The organism is Halorubrum wangae, from assembly GCF_051194135.1.
GTDB lineage: Archaea > Halobacteriota > Halobacteria > Halobacteriales > Haloferacaceae > Halorubrum.
In genome coordinates this window covers 249,664-266,969 of record NZ_JBLZNH010000001.1, presented here as the reverse complement: position 1 = coordinate 266,969, position 17,306 = coordinate 249,664, and the positions used below count along the sequence as shown (strand labels likewise).

The 17,306-nt window shown below is 68.2% G+C and carries 23 protein-coding genes; 13 read left to right on the top strand and 10 right to left on the bottom strand.

Annotated features, from left to right (window positions below; all coding sequences use genetic code 11):
* Positions 1–40: 40 nt before the first annotated feature.
* The 5 genes from ACNS84_RS01405 to pyk form a co-directional block, all read right to left on the bottom strand.
* A complete protein-coding gene (locus tag ACNS84_RS01405) occupies positions 41–940 on the bottom strand; it encodes a thiamine-phosphate synthase family protein (RefSeq protein WP_435073064.1) in 900 nt (299 codons plus the stop codon).
* Positions 937–1,578, bottom strand: coding sequence for a dCTP deaminase (dcd, locus tag ACNS84_RS01400; protein WP_435073063.1), 642 nt, complete (start codon positions 1,576–1,578; stop codon positions 937–939). The genes ACNS84_RS01405 and dcd overlap by 4 nt, the downstream gene beginning before the upstream one ends.
* A gap of 107 nt (positions 1,579–1,685) precedes the next feature.
* Positions 1,686–2,318 (bottom strand): NfeD C-terminal domain-containing protein, encoded by a 633-nt coding sequence (locus tag ACNS84_RS01395; RefSeq protein WP_435073062.1) that lies wholly within the window; start codon positions 2,316–2,318, stop codon positions 1,686–1,688.
* 87 nt (positions 2,319–2,405) lie between these two features.
* Positions 2,406–2,651, bottom strand: coding sequence for a DUF7312 domain-containing protein (locus tag ACNS84_RS01390; protein WP_435073061.1), 246 nt, complete (start codon positions 2,649–2,651; stop codon positions 2,406–2,408).
* Positions 2,652–2,740: 89 nt separating this feature from the next.
* Positions 2,741–4,498 carry a pyruvate kinase gene (pyk, locus tag ACNS84_RS01385; protein WP_435073060.1) on the bottom strand — a complete coding sequence of 586 codons (1,758 nt, stop codon included), beginning with the start codon at positions 4,496–4,498 and terminating at the stop codon, positions 2,741–2,743.
* 174 nt (positions 4,499–4,672) lie between these two features.
* Between pyk and ACNS84_RS01380 the strand changes: the two genes are divergently transcribed.
* The 7 genes from ACNS84_RS01380 (at position 4,673) to ACNS84_RS01350 (ending at position 6,913) form a co-directional block, all read left to right on the top strand.
* A complete protein-coding gene (locus tag ACNS84_RS01380; protein WP_086220860.1) occupies positions 4,673–4,939 on the top strand; it encodes an eL43 family ribosomal protein in 267 nt (88 codons plus the stop codon).
* A gap of 4 nt (positions 4,940–4,943) precedes the next feature.
* Positions 4,944–5,078: a DNA-directed RNA polymerase subunit P gene (locus ACNS84_RS01375; RefSeq protein WP_004049526.1), complete on the top strand. Its 135-nt coding sequence runs from the start codon at positions 4,944–4,946 to the stop codon at positions 5,076–5,078.
* Positions 5,079–5,101: 23 nt separating this feature from the next.
* A complete protein-coding gene (locus tag ACNS84_RS01370) occupies positions 5,102–5,350 on the top strand; it encodes a KEOPS complex subunit Pcc1 (protein WP_435073059.1) in 249 nt (82 codons plus the stop codon).
* Positions 5,351–5,543: 193 nt separating this feature from the next.
* Positions 5,544–5,927, top strand: coding sequence for a prefoldin subunit beta (locus tag ACNS84_RS01365; RefSeq protein WP_435073774.1), 384 nt, complete (start codon positions 5,544–5,546; stop codon positions 5,925–5,927).
* Positions 5,928–5,934: 7 nt separating this feature from the next.
* Positions 5,935–6,177, top strand: a complete 243-nt coding sequence (locus tag ACNS84_RS01360; RefSeq protein ID WP_435073058.1) for a DUF3194 domain-containing protein — start codon at positions 5,935–5,937, stop codon at positions 6,175–6,177.
* Between the two features lie 88 nt (positions 6,178–6,265).
* Positions 6,266–6,463, top strand: a complete 198-nt coding sequence (locus tag ACNS84_RS01355) for an HVO_0649 family zinc finger protein (protein ID WP_435073057.1) — start codon at positions 6,266–6,268, stop codon at positions 6,461–6,463.
* Positions 6,464–6,487: 24 nt separating this feature from the next.
* The gene (locus tag ACNS84_RS01350) at positions 6,488–6,913 is read left to right on the top strand and encodes a universal stress protein (RefSeq protein ID WP_435073056.1); all 426 of its coding nucleotides are present in this window, start codon (positions 6,488–6,490) and stop codon (positions 6,911–6,913) included.
* Between the two features lie 27 nt (positions 6,914–6,940).
* On the opposite strand, the gene ACNS84_RS01345 is transcribed toward ACNS84_RS01350, so the two are convergent.
* The 3 genes from ACNS84_RS01345 to pth2 all read right to left on the bottom strand — a co-directional run bounded on the left by ACNS84_RS01345 (position 6,941) and on the right by pth2 (position 9,490).
* Entirely contained in the window at positions 6,941–7,495 is a 555-nt protein-coding gene (locus tag ACNS84_RS01345) for a GMP synthase subunit A (protein ID WP_435073055.1), read from the bottom strand.
* A gap of 144 nt (positions 7,496–7,639) precedes the next feature.
* On the bottom strand, positions 7,640–9,151 hold the full coding sequence (gene truD, locus ACNS84_RS01340; RefSeq protein WP_435073054.1) for a tRNA pseudouridine(13) synthase TruD: 1,512 nt from the start codon (positions 9,149–9,151) through the stop codon (positions 7,640–7,642).
* A complete protein-coding gene (pth2, locus tag ACNS84_RS01335; protein WP_435073053.1) occupies positions 9,152–9,490 on the bottom strand; it encodes a peptidyl-tRNA hydrolase Pth2 in 339 nt (112 codons plus the stop codon).
* A 216-nt stretch (positions 9,491–9,706) separates the two neighbouring features.
* Here pth2 and ACNS84_RS01330 point away from each other — a divergent pair, with 216 nt between their 5' ends.
* The gene (locus ACNS84_RS01330; protein WP_435073052.1) at positions 9,707–10,378 is read left to right on the top strand and encodes a TIGR00266 family protein; all 672 of its coding nucleotides are present in this window, start codon (positions 9,707–9,709) and stop codon (positions 10,376–10,378) included.
* A 123-nt stretch (positions 10,379–10,501) separates the two neighbouring features.
* Here ACNS84_RS01330 and ACNS84_RS01325 read toward each other — a convergent pair whose 3' ends face one another.
* On the bottom strand, positions 10,502–10,957 hold the full coding sequence (locus ACNS84_RS01325; RefSeq protein ID WP_435073051.1) for an OsmC family protein: 456 nt from the start codon (positions 10,955–10,957) through the stop codon (positions 10,502–10,504).
* A 314-nt stretch (positions 10,958–11,271) separates the two neighbouring features.
* Here ACNS84_RS01325 and ACNS84_RS01320 point away from each other — a divergent pair, with 314 nt between their 5' ends.
* The 5 genes from ACNS84_RS01320 (at position 11,272) to ACNS84_RS01300 (ending at position 16,765) form a co-directional block, all read left to right on the top strand.
* Entirely contained in the window at positions 11,272–11,736 is a 465-nt protein-coding gene (locus ACNS84_RS01320) for a DUF6141 family protein (protein ID WP_435073050.1), read from the top strand.
* A 170-nt stretch (positions 11,737–11,906) separates the two neighbouring features.
* Entirely contained in the window at positions 11,907–12,335 is a 429-nt protein-coding gene (locus ACNS84_RS01315) for a cupredoxin domain-containing protein (RefSeq protein ID WP_435073049.1), read from the top strand.
* An 87-nt stretch (positions 12,336–12,422) separates the two neighbouring features.
* A complete protein-coding gene (locus ACNS84_RS01310) occupies positions 12,423–13,250 on the top strand; it encodes a sulfite exporter TauE/SafE family protein (protein WP_435073048.1) in 828 nt (275 codons plus the stop codon).
* 2 nt (positions 13,251–13,252) lie between these two features.
* Positions 13,253–15,820 (top strand): heavy metal translocating P-type ATPase, encoded by a 2,568-nt coding sequence (locus ACNS84_RS01305; protein WP_435073047.1) that lies wholly within the window; start codon positions 13,253–13,255, stop codon positions 15,818–15,820.
* Between the two features lie 159 nt (positions 15,821–15,979).
* Positions 15,980–16,765 (top strand): aldo/keto reductase, encoded by a 786-nt coding sequence (locus ACNS84_RS01300; RefSeq protein ID WP_435073773.1) that lies wholly within the window; start codon positions 15,980–15,982, stop codon positions 16,763–16,765.
* Between the two features lie 56 nt (positions 16,766–16,821).
* On the opposite strand, the gene ACNS84_RS01295 is transcribed toward ACNS84_RS01300, so the two are convergent.
* On the bottom strand, positions 16,822–17,283 hold the full coding sequence (locus ACNS84_RS01295) for a pyridoxamine 5'-phosphate oxidase family protein (protein WP_435073046.1): 462 nt from the start codon (positions 17,281–17,283) through the stop codon (positions 16,822–16,824).
* Positions 17,284–17,306 lie beyond the last annotated feature (23 nt).

Below are 17,306 nucleotides of genomic sequence, written 5' to 3'. Positions count from 1 at the left end.
GCTTCGTGAGCGACCTCGACGAGTGACGTGTCGCGTCTCGCTACACGATATCGCGGACGATCGCGGCCGCCTCCGACGCCGTCGGGGCGAGCACGTACACGATCGGCTCGATGCCGACCGCGCCGGTCTGGTAGAGGACGAGCGTGTCGGTCGGCTCCGCATCGGCGACCGCGTCGGCGATTGCGTCGCGCGTCGGGCGTTCGGCGTCGAACTCGACGGTCGGGTGCGACTCGGCGAGCGTTTCGACGATGGCGGGGTCGTACCGGACGTTCACCGCGCCGCGAGCGAGCGACCCCGCCTCGCGGGCGGCGAGGAGGACCGTCGCGACGTGCTCGCTCACGCCGAATTCGGGCTCGCCGGGGACCATCGCGCGGCCCTTCACGTCGACGAGGCGACCGGGGACCGCGGCGACGTCGTCGATCGTTCGGGCACCGTCGAGGCACTCGGCGACGTTGGCGCCGACGTTCGGAATGAGCGCGGCGAACCCGGAGGCGTTCGTCAGGGTGCGGAGCCCGCGACGCACCGATCCGAGGACGCGCTCGCGCTCGCGGAGTCCGCTGTCCGGGTCGTGAACCGAGAACTCCACGTCGGCCTCGGCGAGCGCGGGCATCGCCTCCTCGTGGAGCTCCGCGAGAAGGTCGCCCTCCTCCAACTGCCGGATCAGCACCTCGATCTCGACGAGCGCGGCGACGGGGCTCAGATCGCCGGTGGCGAGCCCCTCTCCCACGCGGTCGACCAGTTCGCGGACGCGCTCGTCGCCGACGACCCGCTCGTGGCGCGCCACGTCGCCGTGGGCGTACTTCGAGACGGCCGACTGGGAGATTCCGAGGGCGTCAGCGACCTCCCGCTGTGTGAAGCCGCGGTCGCGGAGGTCCTCCGCGAGCATCGAACGGACCGTCGGGAGGAACTCGTCGACGACGACTTCCTCGACGAACCTCATGCGCGGTCCTCTCCCGCTCCGTCCGCGTCGGCGGCCGAGGGATTGTGGCTTCCGCGGTCGTCGTCAAACTCCGGATCGTCGCCGATACGGGACGCCTGCGGCCCGTCTTGGTCTTGGTACTTCGACCCGCGCTCCGCGCCGTACGGGCGGTCTGCGGGGGATTTCAGTTCGGTGAACGTGAGCTGTGAGACGCGCATCCCCGGCGTGAGCGCGACGGGCGCAGTGCCGAGGTTCGACAGTTCGAGCGTGATCTGTCCCTTATATCCGGGGTCGCAGAGCCCCGCGGTGGCGTGGACGACGATTGCGAGGCGCCCGAGCGACGAGCGCCCTTCGACGTGCGCGACGAGGTCGTCCGGTATCTCGACGCGCTCGGTCGTCGTGCCGAGCACGAAGTCGCCGGGGTGGAGGATGAACTCGTCGCCCTCCGCGACGGTCGTCTCCGTGACGTACTCGCCGACCTCGTCGGCCTCGGTCGGGTGAATACAGGGAATGTTGGTGCGCTGGAACTCCAGGAAACGCTCGCCGAGGCGCAGGTCGACACTTGCGGGCTGGACTTGCTGATCGACGTCACCGAGCGGCTCGACCACGAGGTCCCCGTCCGCGAGCCGGTCGAGGATGTCCGCGTCCGACAGGATCATGTCGGGAAACGGAGCGCGCGCGGCTTAAAAACTCCCGAATGCGACGGCGGGCTCCTCACCGGGGCCCCGGACATCCACGCCGCCGGCGACGAACGGACAACGGAGCGTCACCCGCGTTCGGTCTCGCCCTCGGCATCGCGTTCCTGAGCTTCTTCGCGAGAGACCCCTTCGGACTCCTTCCGGGCGCGGTCCGCCGCGAGCTCCCTGTCGATGTCGTCCTCGACGTATCCCATCGACTCCACGGTGACGACGTTTCCGCCGCCGGGGTCGACGACCATCACCTCCTCGCCCTCCTCGATGGCGCCCTCCATCGAGCGTGCGGAGTAGTACGGGTTGAACCCGCCGCCGGAGAGTTTCACCTCACCGCCGCCGGTCGTCACCGTCTCGGTGACGGTGCCGGTCTTTCCCCGCAGCGAACTGCTGTCGCTGGTCTGTTGTTGCCCCTTCCCGCCGTAGAGGTCGAACTCGTGGTAGCCGTAGAACGCGGCCGCGCCGAAGACGAGCGTCAGCAGCGCCATGACGATGGTGAGGGTCACACCGGCGAGGCCGAGCGACGCTAACAGGAGGCCGCCGAGCCCGGCACCGATCAGCGCGATGCCGACGACGATGAAGTTCGCGCCCGGAGCGAGCGCCTCCGCCATCGAGAGCAGCAGGCCGGCCGTCAACAGCAGGAGGGGGAGCGTGTCCGGTCCGAGAACTCCGGATTGGAGGAGCGCTCCGAACCCCGAGAGCAGATCCATGTCGGGACGTACGGCTGCGGCAGTATAAGTGGTTGTACGGGCAGCGGTGCGGGGGGCGGGCGGCGAGGCGGCCGAACCGGCGGTGGTTTAAAAGCCGAACAGCAGCACGCCGACCGTGATTGCGACGCCGAGCGCGACGAAGGCGGCGTTCACGGGGTCGATCGATCCGGGCTCGATCGGCTCGTCCTCGGGCGTGTGGGTATTCTCCGTGACGCCGCCCGGTCCGACGTCGTCGACGGCGAACCGCCACTGGCGTTCGTCCTCGTCGCCGGTGGTCCGGGTCTTGTTCGCCCGGCTCCGCGTGTTGCCGTCGGCGTCGTCCTCGCTGCGCATGTGTTCGATAGGCATGTCGTCGGTAAATGATTGGCGGGTGGAGAAAGAGAGCGCGGCGACCCGGAGTCGCCGCCGATTCGTGCGCCCGACTACCGCTCGCGCGCCGCCGCGATCACGTCGCCGTCGTAGACGATACCGCGCTCGCCGTCGAGCGTGATCACGGTCCCGTCGGCGACGTTCTCGGGGAGCGTCGCGCCGGAGACCATCGGCACACCGAGTTCGCGAGCGACGACGGCGGGGTAGCCGGTCATCCCTTCGCGTGCGTCGATGATCCCGGCGATCGCGTCGAGGTCGCCCGAGAACTCGCCGGCGAATTCGGGGCCGAGCGCGACGATAGACCCCTCCGGGACCGCACTCAGGTCGCCGTCGTCGGTCCGGTGAACGGGCGCGGCGATGTGCCCGGCGACGGTCGCTTTCCCGGTCACGAGCGTCTCGGCCGCGACGTGGACCTTCAGCGTGTTGGTGGTGTTCGTCCCCTCGAACTCGGTTAGCATCCCAGAGAGCACGACGAGGGTGTCGCCGGAGGAGGCGCCGCCCGTGTCGAGCGCGGCGTCGACCGCGTTATCGAGGATCGACTCCATGTCGTGGGCGTACTCCGTCAGTACGGGGCGCACGCCCCACGAGAGGGCGAGCTGTCGCCGAATCCGGTCGTCGGGCGTCGTCGCGACCACGGGGACGCCGGGGCGGAACATCGCCGTCTTCCGGGCCGTGAACCCTGACTCCGACACCGCGACCACGGTGGACGCGCCGATGTCGCGGGCGAGGTAGCGGGCCGAGCGCGCGAGCGCCTCGGTGCGCGAGCCTGCTGCGGCGGCCGGGACGCGCTGCTCGCGCGTCTCCGCGTACTCGTCACTGGACTCGATCTCTCGGACGATCCGGTCCATCGTCTCCACGACGTTGACGGGGTCGTCGCCGATCGCGGTCTCGCCGGAGAGCATCACCGCGTCGGTGCCGTCGAGGACCGCGTTGGCGACGTCCGAGGCCTCGGCACGGGTGGGGCGACGCGAGTGGACCATCGAGTCGAGCATCTCCGTCGCGGTGATGACGGGGACGCCCACGTTCATGCAGGTCCGGATGATCCGTTTCTGGATGACGGGCACGTCCTCCAGCGGACACTCCACGCCGAGGTCACCGCGCGCGACCATCACGCCGTCGGCCGCGTCCACGATGCCCTCGAGGTTCTCGACGGCGCCGGCCCGTTCGATCTTTGCGACGACGGGGATGTCGTCGCCGCCGCGCTCCTCCAGTTCGTCGGCGATCTCGTAGACGTCGTCCGCGTTGCGGACGAAGGAGGCCGCGACGAAGTCCGCGTTCGCCCGGACGGCGAGGTCCAGTTCGTCCTCGTCTTCGGGAGTTATCAGGTCGACGTCGATGGCGACGCCGGGGAGGTTGACCCCCTTCCGCGAGCTGAGTTTCCCGCCGGAGACGACGGTGGCGACGACCGACTCGCCGTCCACGCGCTCGACGCGACACTCGATCCGGCCGTCGTCGAGGAGGATCGTGTCTCCGGGGCCCGCGGCCGCGATGGAGTGGGTGAGCCCCACCCGCTCGGGAGTGGCGTCGTCACCCTCGACGAACGTCACCTCGGAGTCGGTCTCGAGCAAGACGGAGCCCTCGATGTCGGCGGTGCGGACCTCCGGTCCCTTCAGGTCGACCATCACCGCGAGCGGGCCGGCTATCTCGTCGTCGACCGCGCGGGCCCGCTTGATCACTTTCTCGCGGTGGGCCGTCGTCCCGTGGCTGGCGTTCAGCCGGACGACGGACATCCCCGCATCGGCAAGGGCGCGGATCGTGTCCCGGTCGTCCGACGCGGGACCGATCGTACAGACGATCTTTGCGTTGCGCATACCGCCGAGTTCGGCGTAGGGGCGCAAAAAGGCACACGATTGAGTCGGGAACGAGTGAACGTTCGTGAGGTTCGGCGGCGGCGTGGGGCGTGCGTGGTCATCACGCGTCGGCGCACCGGGTGGCGCTCCCGACTCGTAGCCTTTTTACCCGCGCTGGCGGTAGACGCACTCACTATGGCTGAGGACAAGGCACGAAGCACCGGTAGTGCGGGCCGATTCGGCGCTCGCTATGGCCGGGTCTCCCGCAAGCGGGTCCAGGACATCGAAGAGGAGATGCGCAACGCCACCGTCGACGGTGACGACGTTACGCGCAAGGGCACCGGCATTTGGGTGAACGAGGAGACGGGCGAGACGTTCACCGGCGGCGCGTACCGACCCGAGACGCCGGGCGGCCGCACCGTCCGCCGCTCCATCCGCGCCGCGCTCGCCGACGAGGAGTAGGACGATGAGCTACAAGTGCTCCCGCTGTAAGCGCGACGTCACCCTCGACGAGTACGGCGGCGTGCGCTGCCCGTACTGCGGCCACCGCGTCCTCCTGAAGGAGCGCGGCGGCGACGTGAAGGAAGTGAACGTCGAGTAGCCGTTCGGTCCCAACCGACCGTGATGGCGTCCCGCGCACACGAGACGGTCCTCTCGTTCACCTACCACTCGGAGCGGCGCGCACGGCTCGTCGCGGACGCGCTCGCGCCCGAGGTCGGCGAAATCGACGACGCGCGCTCGGCCGCGACCGTCTCACGCGATGGCGACGCCGTACGGGTGCGAGTCGAAGCCGACGACCTCGTCGCCCTCCGCGCCGGGATCAACAGTTGGTCCCGGCTCGTCGAGGTCGCGGAGCGCGTCGGGAGCCGGTGACGACGAGCGCGACTGACCCCCGAGCGGTCGCGACGCAAACCGTCGCCCCGTTCGGTCGCGGGCAGCCGGCGATCCGATTCGAGTATCGGCCGATTTTTGCCCGTATGCGCCCTCCGTCGGGCTTTCCCGACGACGAGGGAGAAGACGGGGGTTTTTCTGTCCGGGTCGCCTCGTTTCGCCTATGCAAGGGAACATGCCGCCCGAGGCACAAGAGAAGATCGAGGAGCTTCAGGAACTGCAGGAGACCGCACAGCAGGTCGCCGAGCAGAAGGAGCAGGCGCAGTCCGCGCTCAACGAGTCGAAGACCGCGCTCGACGCCCTCGAAGACATCGACGAGGACGCCGGAATGTACCGCGAGATCGGCGAGATCCTCGTCGAGACGGACTACGAGTCCGCCTACGACGACCTCGAGAACAAGGTCGACTCGCTCGAGGTCCGCGTCGAGCAGCTCCAGAAGCAGGAGGACCGCGTGGAAGAGCAGTTCGACGACCTGCAGGGCGAGCTCCAGCAGATGCTCCAGGGCGGCGCCGGCGGCGGTCCGATGGGCCCGGGCGGTCCGGGCGCGGGCGGCGCGTAAGCGGTCGATGAGCGACGAACCGACGGACGAAGAAGTGGTTCGCACCGCGGCCGAGGCCGCGGAGGGAGTCGTCTTCGCCCACTACGACCAGTCGGCGGTGACCGACCTCGACGTCACGGTGACGTTCGAGGAGGGCGTGCTCGACGTCGACGTCTACTTGAACGCCCCGGACGACCCCGACCCCGACGCGGTCGCCCGCGAGGCGGCCGAGGCCGCCGGCGAGGCGGTCGACGAGCTGTTCGCGGAGTAAGCGGCCGGCGTTTCCCGTTTTCTGCGGCCGAGAAATCAGACTCCGACCACCGATAACTATTAATCCCGCCCATGTGAACTGCTACCGCATGTCACTGAGCCACGGCGGCAGGTCGGCATTCGAACGGCTCCGCGCGCGGTTGGATGAGCGCGCGTACACCTGCGAGGCGTGCGGCTTCGTCGACGACGCGTGCGAGTGGGAGGCGGCCACCTCGGGCGCGACCGTCGAGTACCGTCGGGAGTGTCCGAGCTGCGGGACCGAGCACGTCCGCCGGTATCGGCTCTGAGGCGACTTTCGAGACGCCCTCGTGATGTACGATGAGATTCTCTGCCCGATAGACGGAAGCCCCGGAAGCGACACCGCGGTCGAACACGCGTGTTACATCGGCGAACTCGCGGACGCGCGGCTTCACGCGCTGTTCGTCGTCGACGAAACCATCGCGGGCGCCGACGCGTGGGACATGGTCGTGGAAGGCGAGGAGGAGCGCGGCGAACGCGCGCTCGACGCCGTCGCCGACACGGCCGCGGAGCGCGGGCTCCCCGTCGAGAAGCACTTACGGCGCGGTCGCCCGCACGAAGAGATCATCGACGCGGTGGCGGAGTACGACGCCGACCTCGTCGTGATGGGGACCCACGGCCGGACCGGCGTCGGTCGGTTCCTCGCGGCCGGATCGGTCGCCGAGCGGGTCGTGAGACACAGCGAGGTACCGGTGTTGACAGCGCGGATAGAAGAGTGAGCGGCGGTCGGGAGCGCGAGACGGGCGCTACGCCGACTCGCAGATTGCGAGGAAGTTCTCGAAGACCTCTTGACCGCGCTCGGTGTGGGCGACCTCCGGGTGCCACTGGACGCCGTACAGCCCCGCGTCGGGGTTCGACATCGCCTCGATGTCACAGACGTCGGAGGTCGCAGATCGGGTGAACCCCGGCGGAAGCGCCGTCACTTCGTCGGCGTGAGAGGCCCAGACGCGGGTCTTGGGCGCGAGCGACCCGACGAGTGGGTCCTCGTCGTCGACGATATCCACGTCCACGTCGGCGTACCCGCCGTAGTCGCCTCCGCCGACCTCACCGCCGAGTTCGGTCGCGATCAGTTGCATGCCGAGGCAGATACCGAGCACGGGAATGTCGAGTTCGAGGTAGTCGGGGGCGTTGCCGACACGGTCCATGTCGGGACCGCCGGAGAGGACGATGCCGTCGGCCTCGACCTCGTCGGCCGGCGTGTCCGCGGAGACGATTTCGGTGTCGACGCCGATGTCGCGGAGCGCCCGCCGCTCGAGGTGCGTGAACTGGCCGTGGAGGTCGATGACGACGATCCGGGTCATGGCCCCGATTGACGGCTCCCGCACAAAAACGGCTCGGAACGAAACGCAGTATCGTGGTGATCTACCCGTTCAAACAACCGATTTATACCATAAACGTGGATCGAACGGTGGTCGACGGGTCGCGAAGCGGGCGTCACGCTTCACTCACAGGTCGAGCGGACCGCTTTTCGTGAACTCCCGGAGCAGGACGGTCGCGTACGACCCGCTCGGGAGCGCGAACGATAACCGGGGGTCGCCGTCCGCAAACGACGCGTCGAGGTCGGTGCGCAGGAGAATCGCCCGCCGAGTCCCCGCGGAGTCGAAATCGCGGGGGAGCGCGAAGTCGGCCGGCTCTATCCCGGCGTCGGCGAGGACTTCGCGCTCGATTTCGCCGGGTTCGCCGTCGCCGAGTTCGGTCTCGGTGCCGACGAGCGGGGCGGTGACGAACGCCCGCCCGCGCTCGCAGTGCCGCGAGACGACCGAGACGCGGTCGGCGTCGACCCACTGGAGCCGGTCCGTGTCCGGCGCGTACAGCTCTTCGGGAGCGTCGCCGTCGGCGAAACAGACAACGTCGCCGGCGACGGGGGCGTCGAAGGGGAGCCCCCGGCGGAGTCGCTCGCTCAGGATCCGGTTGAAGAGGAACGACTGCGCGGCGTTGACGAACAGCCGCTGGAGGTTGGACGGCACCGCCTCCAGCGCGTGCCACCAGTCCTCGTCGTCGACCGAAGCGTCCGGGTCGGTGTCGCGGTCGGCGAGTCGGTGGACCATCGAGCGCTCGAACCTGAGCTTCCCGGGAATCGCGTCCAGGCAGTCGACCCAATCGCCGTCGCCGGTGCCGTCGGCGGCAGAGCGCTCGGGTTCGTCGACGTCCGCCCCGTCAGCGCCCTCGGTGTTCACTCCGAACGCCGCGTCGACGCGGTCGCGCGCGGCCCGAGTGTCGTCCGGCTCCGTCTCGGCGGGGTTGCCCGCGTACAGCCGGACCGCCTCGCGCGGGTCGTTCCGGGCGATTGCGAGCCCGACGACGTGGGTGACGGGCCGCCGGCTGCCGAAGCGCTGCTGACCGAAGTAGTTCGGAACCCCGACGGTCGCCTCGATGGGAGCCTCGTCAGCGTCGGTGGCGTCGGTGGCGTCGGTGGCGTCGGTGGCGTCGTCGTCACCGCCCGCGAACGCCCGGAGATCGCGGACCGTCTCAGCGACCCGCTCGGGGGCCTCCTCGACCACGTCGGCGACGCGGATCTCGAAGGCGTTGCCGGCGAGGTCGCCGAACGAGAGTCGCCGCCCCGCCCGCCCGAGCGGTTCGATCTCGGCGCCGCGGATCGTGGGGAGGTCCTCAGGGTCGATCTCGCGGAGCGTGAACAACTGCGTCGTGACGGCGCGTTTGTCCTTCGTGCCGGCCCACGAGACGCGCTCACGGCTGATCTGTAGCGCGTCGGAGATCCGTCGCACGAAGTCGTTTGTGTCCCAATCGCGCAGCGTGACGCGGACGACAAGCTCCGGGTAGCTCCCCGGGTCGGCCCCGAGCGGCTCCGCGTCGAACGCCTCCAACTCGCGGACGCGGAAGTCGTCGGGAGACGCGCGGAGGTGACCGCCGATCCCGTCGGCGTCGCTGACGTAGTACTCGATGCCGACCGCGCGCTCCGTGGGGTGCGCCTCGCGGAGGGCGTGTTCGGAGGTCATTTAAAGGAGTGAGAGGTCGCCGGTCACACGGTCGACGGTCTCGTCCCGGCCGGGCCCGACCGCAAGCGCGGTGACGGTCCCCGGCTCCAACTGGGTGTGGCCCGCGTCCCGAACGATGGCGTACGGGAGCCCCTCCCTTTCGGCCTTGTCGGCCAGTTCGAACAGCTGGCTCTCGGACGTTCCTTTTAAAACGATCTTCTTCTGTCCCTCGCCCTGCCACTTCTTCCGGGCGCGCCGCCCGGCGTCCTGGTACGCCGACAGCGACGCGTGCGCGACCTGCGCGGCGAGTTTCCCTTCGCCCATGCCGATGTCCGTTCGGGCGACGATGGCCTGCTTCATGTCCCGTTCCACCGCGGCCGCGGGTTTAGCGCTTTGCTCTCGGCCGGACCGGCGGCCGACCGAGCGGGCGGAGAAACGCGAAAAAGCGGGTTCGAACCGTGGCCAGCGTTCGCTGAATCGTTCGGCACACGAGTCCCCCAGCAGACGGGTCTCTCAGTTCAGCATTCACCGTAAGTACGAATATAAATTAAATATCAGTGACACGAACGAGGTGATATGGAGCATGAAATCTCCTTCGACCCGTCCTTCTCACTCTTGACCGTCACACTCGACCAAGGAGAGAGCATCCGCGCGGAGTCCGGTGCGATGGTCAGCCACGACACCAGCATCGACATGGAAACGAACGCCACCGGTGGATTCCTCAAATCCATCACGCGCTCGCTCGGTGGGGAGAGTTTCTTCCAGAACACCTTCCACGCGAGAGCCCCCGGCGAGATCCAGTTCGCGTCGGTACTCCCGGGCGACATCGTTCACAGAGAACTGGACAACGAGACCCTCTACGTTCAGTCTAGCTCCTACATCGCCGGTGATCCGAGCCTGGATATCGATTCGGATTTCGGCGGTGCGAAGTCGTTCCTCGGCGGCGAGGGGCTGATCCTCCTGAAAGCGGAGGGGAGCGGTCCGCTGTTCATCTCGAGTTACGGTGCCATCCAGGCCGTGGATCTGAGCGAGCGCGACGACTTCGTCATCGATACGGGCCACATCGTCGCCTTCGAGGACAGCCTCGATTTCACTGTCAAGCGCGTCGGTGGACTCAAATCGACTCTCACCAGCGGCGAGGGACTCGTCTGTCACTTTAGCGGCGAAGGGACCGTCTGGCTCCAGTCGCGAAGCCAGGGGGCCTTCCTCGCCTGGCTCATCCCCAAGATTCCGCAGCGCCCGAACTGAGTTCCGGATACGCGACCCTCCATAGCTGATCGTCGGAGTCAGCACAGTGCCCGGAATATCCGCCTTCTGTATGTAGCACGCCAATACGGTCGGTATCGAGGACTGTCGACAGAGCCAAGTGGCTTATTCGATTGATTCGAGGGCTACCTTCGTCGACGTCGGGTTGCCAATGTTGTCCCCGACAGGACACCGCTCCTCGACCTCCGCTCTCAGCGCCTCTAAGGTTTCCTCGTCGGCATCCGACTCAACGTCGATTTGCACCTGGATTTCTTGGTAACCTGCTCGGACGTCTTCGGCGGCGCCGAGGAACTTTCGTGGATCGAGGTCGCCTTGAATCTCGATGTCGACGCTGTCGAGGTCGATCTGACGCTCTTCGCTAACGGTATGCACGACGACATTGAGACAGCCGGCCCAGGCGCCGATGAGGTACTCGACGGGGTTGGGACCACTGTTCGAGCCGCCCAGTGCCGGAGGCTCATCGACGATGAATTCGAACTCCCGTGCCTCGACAACCGTCTTCGTCTCGCTCTCGCTTGTAGCCGAGACCGCGAACTGTTCGAGATGGTCTGCGTTGCTCATCACTTCGTGTGATGGGCCAGTCTCGTATCAAGCGAGCGTTCGTGGTCGAACCGACCGCTCTTCGTGACGCTCACGATTCGACTCGTGTCACCGGGAGGGACTCTCACGTGCTCGTTTTCCGCTCGTGTGGATGGGAGAGAGAGTCATCAGTGTCGGCAACTATCGCGCTCGAGAGTGACTCCGGAAACGAAGCCATCGGCTCCGTTGAGTTCCGTTGATCCGAATGATCCGAACACGCACTGCGTGCGGAAGACAGGTGGTCTCTGAGACGAGTGTCTCTCGATGCCCGGAGAACTCATATCCGAGCAGACGTAATGACCACCGACTCACTCATGGAGACGGACCCAGTATTTCGTGAAGTACAGCGGTTTCGCCAGCCGTGGATCTGGGTACTTCTCGGTGGCATCACGCTTCTCATGCTTGTGTTAGGGCCCATCTCGTGGGGCGGACTCGTCGTCGTCGGTGCGGTCGCTGGATTCGTCTACAGTCTTCGATTGCGGACGGAAGTGAGGACCGACGGCATCTACGTCAAAATGTGGCCCCTCCACTGGTCGTTCCGTCGAGTGTTGTGGTCTGATATCGAACGATACGAGGCCAAACGGTACCGGCCACTTCGTGAGTTCGGCGGCTGGGGAATTCGATGGGCACCCGGGAAAATCGCATACAACGTCAGTGGCAATCAAGGCGTCTGGATCGAACGGACGAACGGCCGTGCAGTTCTCGTCGGAACACAACGCGCCGAGGAGTTCGTCACGGCCATCGACGAGACGGTACAGTAGCGTTCTCTCGTGTTTCGTCGAGCACTCGTGGCGGCCCAGCGGCAGGTGTTCGACGCGGTCGACGACCCGTGACGCGAGGTCGATTCGAGTCGCCGGCGAGGAGGGGGAACCGATTCTCACGCGGTGGGGTGAACCGCGATATTAAAACGACTGAAACCCCGAATTCGGGTATGCACCGCAGACGGTTCCTCCGGCGGATCGGCGCGGCCGGAGTGAGCACCGGGGCGACCGCGTCTCTCGCCGGGTGCGCCGGCGTCGGTGGGGACCCCGGCTACGACGTCGGGATGGTCGCGTCCGGGTACCGACCCGCGGAACTGACTGTGTCCGTCGGCGACACCGTCGTCTGGGAGAACACGAGTTCGCGGAGACACACGGTGACCGCCTACGAGGGCGCGATTCCGGACGCCGCCGACTACTTCGCCTCCGGCGGCTACGAGGACGAGGAGACCGCCCGCGAGGCCTGGCAGTCCGACTTCGGCGGCGGCCTCGAGACCGGAGACCGGTTCTCGCACACCTTCGAAGTCGCCGGGCGCTACGACTACGTCTGCATCCCGCACGAGACGGGCGGGATGTACGCGACCGTCTTCGTGGAGGAGTGACGTGGGACGACGCCGACTCCAGCCGCGACGCCGCCCTCGACGAAACCCATTACCGCCCGGGATGCCAACTCGGGGTAACGGACACGCATGAACGTCTCGACGCTGCTGGGAACTGACGTCCTGCTGTTCCTCGCCATCGGGCTGCTCGGCGGCGCCCACTGTATCGGCATGTGCGGGCCGCTGGTCACGGTGTACGCCTCCCGGATGCGCGACGGGGACGGCCGGACCGACGGCGGGGGCACGACCGCCGGCGCGACCGCCGATCGGCGCGGGAGTCACCTCACGACGTACGAGGTTCGCCAGCACGCGCTGTTCAACCTCGGACGAGCGACCAGCTACACGGTCATCGGCGCGGCGCTCGGCGCGCTCGGCGGGGTCGTCCTCGTCACGACGGCGACGCTGACCGGTGCCGCAACGCTCGTCCGCGGCGTCGTCGGCCTCGGCGTGGGCGCGGCCGTGATCCTCGTTGGGGTCCGATACGCGCTCGGCGGCGCGACCGGCGGCGTCCACCTCCCGGGACTCGAACGGGTCACCGGCTGGCTCACCGGCCACGTCGACCGGCTCGCGAACGGTCCCGGTATCGTGGGGCTCGGCGCGGTCCACGGACTCCTCCCTTGCCCGATCCTCTACCCGGCGTACCTCTACGCGTTCGCCAGCGGCTCGGCCGTCAGCGGGGCGGTCGCGCTCGCGGCGCTCGGCGTCGGCACGATGCCCGCGGTGTTCCTCTACGGAACCGTAATAGAGAGCGTCGACGCCGTTCACCGGCGCCGGGTCCACCGGCTGCTCGGCGTGGTCTTCGTGGCGCTCGGCTACGTGCTGTTCGCGCACGGGCTGATGTCGATCGGGATCCACGTGCCGCACCCGCGGCTCCCGTTCTGGAACCCGCTCGACGCCGGCATGATGGGAGGGATGTGAGAATGAGCGACCCCGGCTGCACCCTCTGTGAGCTCTCGACCGACGGCGTCGACGTGGTCGACGACGCGGGCAACGAGTTCTGCTGTCCCGGCTGTCGGGACGTGTACGCGGCACTCGGCGACGTCGACGTCGACGCCGAAGCGGTGCGAGAGCGGCGTCACGCCGGCGGCGACGGCGGAGAGGGCGACGAGTCCCAAAACGAGGTTCCCGCGGGCCACGAGGCGACGTTCCTCGAGGTGGATGGGATGCACTGCGCGACCTGCGAGGCGTTCATCGAGACGGTGGCGACTCGGACCGAGGGCGTCAGCGCCGCGAGCGCCAGTTACGTCACGGACACCGTCCGGATCGACCACGACCCCGATTCGGTCTCGACCGACGACCTCTCGGAGGCGGTCAGCGGGCTCGGGTACAGCGCGTACCCGCGCGACGACGCCTTCGCGCGGCGGCAGGCGGACAACATGGCGACGGCGCGGGTCGCGGCCGGCGTGCTCGTCGGGATGGCCGTCATGCTGCAGTACATCGTCATTATCTACCCCACGTACTTCGCGTTCCCGTTCTACAACGAGCGCACGCTGGAGTACCTCAACCAGGCGATGTCGTCGACGTCGGGGACGTACTTCTTCATCGTGATCGCGGTCCTGACGACCATCGTCCTGCTGTTCACCGGCAAGCCGATACTGCGGGGAGCGTACGTCAGCGTGAAGACGCGGTCGCCGAACATGGACCTCCTCGTCGCCATCGCGGCCGTGAGCGCCTACGTCTACAGCACGCTGGCGGTGATCTTCGTCGAGTCGCCCTCCATCTACTACGACGTGACCATCGCGATCATCGTGATCGTCACCGTCGGCAACAGCTACGAGGACTCGATCAAGAAGCGGGCGACCGAGCTGCTCTCCGATCTCACGGCGGTGCAGGTCGACAGCGCCCGACGGATCGTCGACGGCGGAGCGGCCAGCGTCGGCGGGACCAAGGCGGGTCCGGAGCCGACCGCGACCGGCGAGACGGAGGAGGTCGCCCTCGACGCGCTCGAACCGGGCGATCTGCTGCTCGTGCGGGCCGGCGAGCGCATCCCGGTTGACGGCGAGGCGGTCGCGGGCGACGCGGCGGTCGACGAGTCGGTCATCACGGGTGAGTCGATGCCCGTCAGGAAGACGCCCGGCGACGGCGTGGTCGGCGGCTCAGTGGTCGCGGACGGGTCGCTCACGGTCGCGGTGGGGCCGGACGCGACCTCCAGCCTCGATCGCGTGGCGGAGCTCGTCTGGGACCTCCAGAGCGGCAATCACGGGGTCCAGAAGCTCGCCGACCGGCTCGCCACCGTCTTCGTGCCGGTCGTCCTTGCGCTCGCCGTCGTCGCCGCCGCGGCCAACCTCGCGCTCGGGAACGGCGTGACGGAGGCGATGCTCGTCGGGCTGACGGTGCTCATCGTCTCCTGTCCGTGCGCGCTCGGGCTCGCGACCCCGCTGGCAGTCGCCGCGGGGATCCGCGACGCGCTCGAACGCTCCATCGTGATCTTCGACGACACGGTGTTCGAGCGGGTCCGCGACGCGAAGACGGTCGTATTCGACAAGACGGGGACGCTCACGACCGGCGAGATGGAGGTCGTCTCGGCCGACGTCGACGACGATCTCCTCCGACTCGCCGCCGCCCTGGAGGAGCGCTCGGCGCACCCGGTCGGTCGTGCCATCGCCGCCGCGCGGGCAGGGGGGGATCCCCGGGGCGACGCCGGCTCATCGCCCGCCCCCACCGCGGTCGCTGACGGCGGGACGACCGAATCGGCGGCTTCCGAGGAGTCCGACCTGAAGGCCGAGGGAGCCGCGGACGACGCGCTCGCTGTCACCGACTTCGAGAGTCACGCCCGCGGGGTCTCGGGCGTCGTCGACGGTCACGAGCTTGTCGTGGGGCACCCCACCCTGTTCGACGAGCGCGGCTGGACCGTCCCCGACGCGATTCGGGACGCGGTCGCCGAGGCGCGCGACGTGGGGCGCGTCCCCGTCGCCGTGGGTCGCGACGGGGCCGCCGAGGGCGTCGTCGTGGTCGGGGACGAACTGCGCGAGGGGTGGGAGGAGACGGTGACCGCGCTGGACGAGTCCGGCGTCGACGTGGTCGTCCTGACGGGCGACGACGAGCGCGCGGCGACGGTCTTCCGCGAGCACGACGCGGTCACCTCCGTGTTCGCCGGCGTCCCGCCCGAGGGGAAGGCCCAGACGATCACGCGGCTGAAAGCGAGCGGCCTCACGGTGATGGTCGGCGACGGGACCAACGACGCGCCGGCGCTCGCCGCCGCGGACCTCGGGGTCGCGCTCGGCGGCGGCACGGCGATGGCGGCCGACGCGGCCGACGTGGCTATCGTCGACGACGACCTCGGCTCGGTCGCGACCGTCTTCGAGCTGTCGCGGGCGGCCGGCCGCCGGGTGAAGGGGAACATCGGCTGGGCGTTCTGCTACAACGCGGTGGCCATCCCGCTCGCGGTGACCGGGCTCTTGAATCCACTCTTCGCCGCGGTCGCGATGGGCGCGTCCAGCCTGCTGGTCGTGACGAACTCCTCGCGAGCGTTGCTGGACGACGAGTAGCGCCGAAGCGCCCGAGGCTCGGCAGAGACGCCGCGCTCGGAGACGACACCGCGCTCGCCGTCCCGTTCCGCCGCGACCGCAAGCGACTTTCCCGTTACGCGAGTACGATCGGCCATGTCACAGCGACAGCAGTCCTTCGACGTTCCGACTCACAGCGGAATGCCCGTGCTCGGGCTCGGTACGTGGGAGAACGAAGACCCCGCGCAGTGTGCCGCGTCGGTGACGACCGCGTTGGAGACAGGCTACCGCCACGTCGACACCGCACAGATATACGGCAACGAGGCCGCCGTCGGCGACGGGATCGCCACCGCGGACGTCGACCGCGACGACGTGTTCCTCGCGACGAAGGTGTGGATCAACCAGCTGGCACCCGAGGACGTGGTCGCGTCCACCCGCGAGAGCCTCGAGAAGCTCGGCACCGAGTACGTCGACCTGCTGTACGTCCACTGGCCGGCCGGCGCGTACGACCCCGCGGAGACACTGCCCGCGTTCGCCGAGCTCCGCGACGACGGGCTGGTCGACCGCATCGGCGTCTCGAACTTCGAGCCCGAACACATCGACGCCGCGACCGACGCCCTCGGCGAGGCACCGTTCGCGAACCAGGTGGAGATGCACCCGCTTCTCCAGCAGGAAGAACTCCGTGAGTACGCCGACGCGAACGACGTCGAACTCGTCGCCTACTCGCCGCTCGCCCGCGGGCACGTGTTCGACGTGCCCGAAATAACTGATATCGCCGAGAAACACGACGTCAGCGCGGCACAGGTGAGCCTCGCGTGGCTCCGCGAGAAGGGCGTCACCGCCATTCCGAAGGCGACGAGCGAGGCCCACATCGCCGACAACTGGGCGAGCCTCGGCCTCGAACTGGACGACGAGGACGTCGAGGCGATCGACGCCATCGACCGGACCGACCGCCGGGTGGACCCCGACTTCGGCCCGGACTGGTAAGCGCTCGGCACGCGGAGGCACGCCCCGAAAGGGCCGATCCAGCGCGTGGAGACCCCTTACTCTTCGCGGAAGTCCCGCTGTTGGATGCCGGTCCACTCTTCGATTTCGAACCGATACCCCTCGACGCCACGCGTCGGATGCGCGGCCGAGAAGATGTTCGGGTGCCACGCGTTCTCCATGGCGCTGCGGAGTTCGTCCCACTCCCCCTCCTCCACGGCCTCGATCCGACCGGTCATCGAGACGCTCTGCCAGTCGTACAGCGACCGGGCGCGGTACACTAGGAAGCGACCCCGTTTCGCCTCGTTTGCGAGCGTCTCCTTCCGGCTCTCCGACCCGAACAGGAGGAAGACGAAGTAGAGCGTCGCGTCCCCGTCGTACCCGAACGAGATGGGGAGGAGGTACGGCAGCGTCTCGCCCGGAAGACCGAGGGTCCCCACCCCTTCCGATTCGAGGAGTTCGCCCATCTGCTCGTCGCTCATCGGGTCCGCCGTGGACTCGGCGATGGCATCGATGCTCATGAGTTCTACTTGCTGTCAGTTGG

What these genes read in the sequence shown, in the direction of transcription:
- ACNS84_RS01405 (WP_435073064.1), bottom strand. Translation starts at nt 940, where the DNA reads ATGAGGTTCGTCGAGGAAGTCGTCGTCGACGAGTTCCTCCCGACGGTC.
- dcd (WP_435073063.1), bottom strand. Translation starts at nt 1,578, where the DNA reads ATGATCCTGTCGGACGCGGACATCCTCGACCGGCTCGCGGACGGGGAC.
- ACNS84_RS01395 (WP_435073062.1), bottom strand. Translation starts at nt 2,318, where the DNA reads ATGGATCTGCTCTCGGGGTTCGGAGCGCTCCTCCAATCCGGAGTTCTC.
- ACNS84_RS01390 (WP_435073061.1), bottom strand. Translation starts at nt 2,651, where the DNA reads ATGCGCAGCGAGGACGACGCCGACGGCAACACGCGGAGCCGGGCGAAC.
- pyk (WP_435073060.1), bottom strand. Translation starts at nt 4,498, where the DNA reads ATGCGCAACGCAAAGATCGTCTGTACGATCGGTCCCGCGTCGGACGAC.
- ACNS84_RS01380 (WP_086220860.1), top strand. Translation starts at nt 4,673, where the DNA reads ATGGCTGAGGACAAGGCACGAAGCACCGGTAGTGCGGGCCGATTCGGC.
- ACNS84_RS01375 (WP_004049526.1), top strand. Translation starts at nt 4,944, where the DNA reads ATGAGCTACAAGTGCTCCCGCTGTAAGCGCGACGTCACCCTCGACGAG.
- ACNS84_RS01370 (WP_435073059.1), top strand. Translation starts at nt 5,102, where the DNA reads ATGGCGTCCCGCGCACACGAGACGGTCCTCTCGTTCACCTACCACTCG.
- ACNS84_RS01365 (WP_435073774.1), top strand. Translation starts at nt 5,544, where the DNA reads ATGCCGCCCGAGGCACAAGAGAAGATCGAGGAGCTTCAGGAACTGCAG.
- ACNS84_RS01360 (WP_435073058.1), top strand. Translation starts at nt 5,935, where the DNA reads ATGAGCGACGAACCGACGGACGAAGAAGTGGTTCGCACCGCGGCCGAG.
- ACNS84_RS01355 (WP_435073057.1), top strand. Translation starts at nt 6,266, where the DNA reads ATGTCACTGAGCCACGGCGGCAGGTCGGCATTCGAACGGCTCCGCGCG.
- ACNS84_RS01350 (WP_435073056.1), top strand. Translation starts at nt 6,488, where the DNA reads ATGTACGATGAGATTCTCTGCCCGATAGACGGAAGCCCCGGAAGCGAC.
- ACNS84_RS01345 (WP_435073055.1), bottom strand. Translation starts at nt 7,495, where the DNA reads ATGACCCGGATCGTCGTCATCGACCTCCACGGCCAGTTCACGCACCTC.
- truD (WP_435073054.1), bottom strand. Translation starts at nt 9,151, where the DNA reads ATGACCTCCGAACACGCCCTCCGCGAGGCGCACCCCACGGAGCGCGCG.
- pth2 (WP_435073053.1), bottom strand. Translation starts at nt 9,490, where the DNA reads ATGAAGCAGGCCATCGTCGCCCGAACGGACATCGGCATGGGCGAAGGG.
- ACNS84_RS01330 (WP_435073052.1), top strand. Translation starts at nt 9,707, where the DNA reads ATGGAGCATGAAATCTCCTTCGACCCGTCCTTCTCACTCTTGACCGTC.
- ACNS84_RS01325 (WP_435073051.1), bottom strand. Translation starts at nt 10,957, where the DNA reads ATGAGCAACGCAGACCATCTCGAACAGTTCGCGGTCTCGGCTACAAGC.
- ACNS84_RS01320 (WP_435073050.1), top strand. Translation starts at nt 11,272, where the DNA reads ATGACCACCGACTCACTCATGGAGACGGACCCAGTATTTCGTGAAGTA.
- ACNS84_RS01315 (WP_435073049.1), top strand. Translation starts at nt 11,907, where the DNA reads ATGCACCGCAGACGGTTCCTCCGGCGGATCGGCGCGGCCGGAGTGAGC.
- ACNS84_RS01310 (WP_435073048.1), top strand. Translation starts at nt 12,423, where the DNA reads ATGAACGTCTCGACGCTGCTGGGAACTGACGTCCTGCTGTTCCTCGCC.
- ACNS84_RS01305 (WP_435073047.1), top strand. Translation starts at nt 13,253, where the DNA reads ATGAGCGACCCCGGCTGCACCCTCTGTGAGCTCTCGACCGACGGCGTC.
- ACNS84_RS01300 (WP_435073773.1), top strand. Translation starts at nt 15,980, where the DNA reads ATGCCCGTGCTCGGGCTCGGTACGTGGGAGAACGAAGACCCCGCGCAG.
- ACNS84_RS01295 (WP_435073046.1), bottom strand. Translation starts at nt 17,283, where the DNA reads ATGAGCATCGATGCCATCGCCGAGTCCACGGCGGACCCGATGAGCGAC.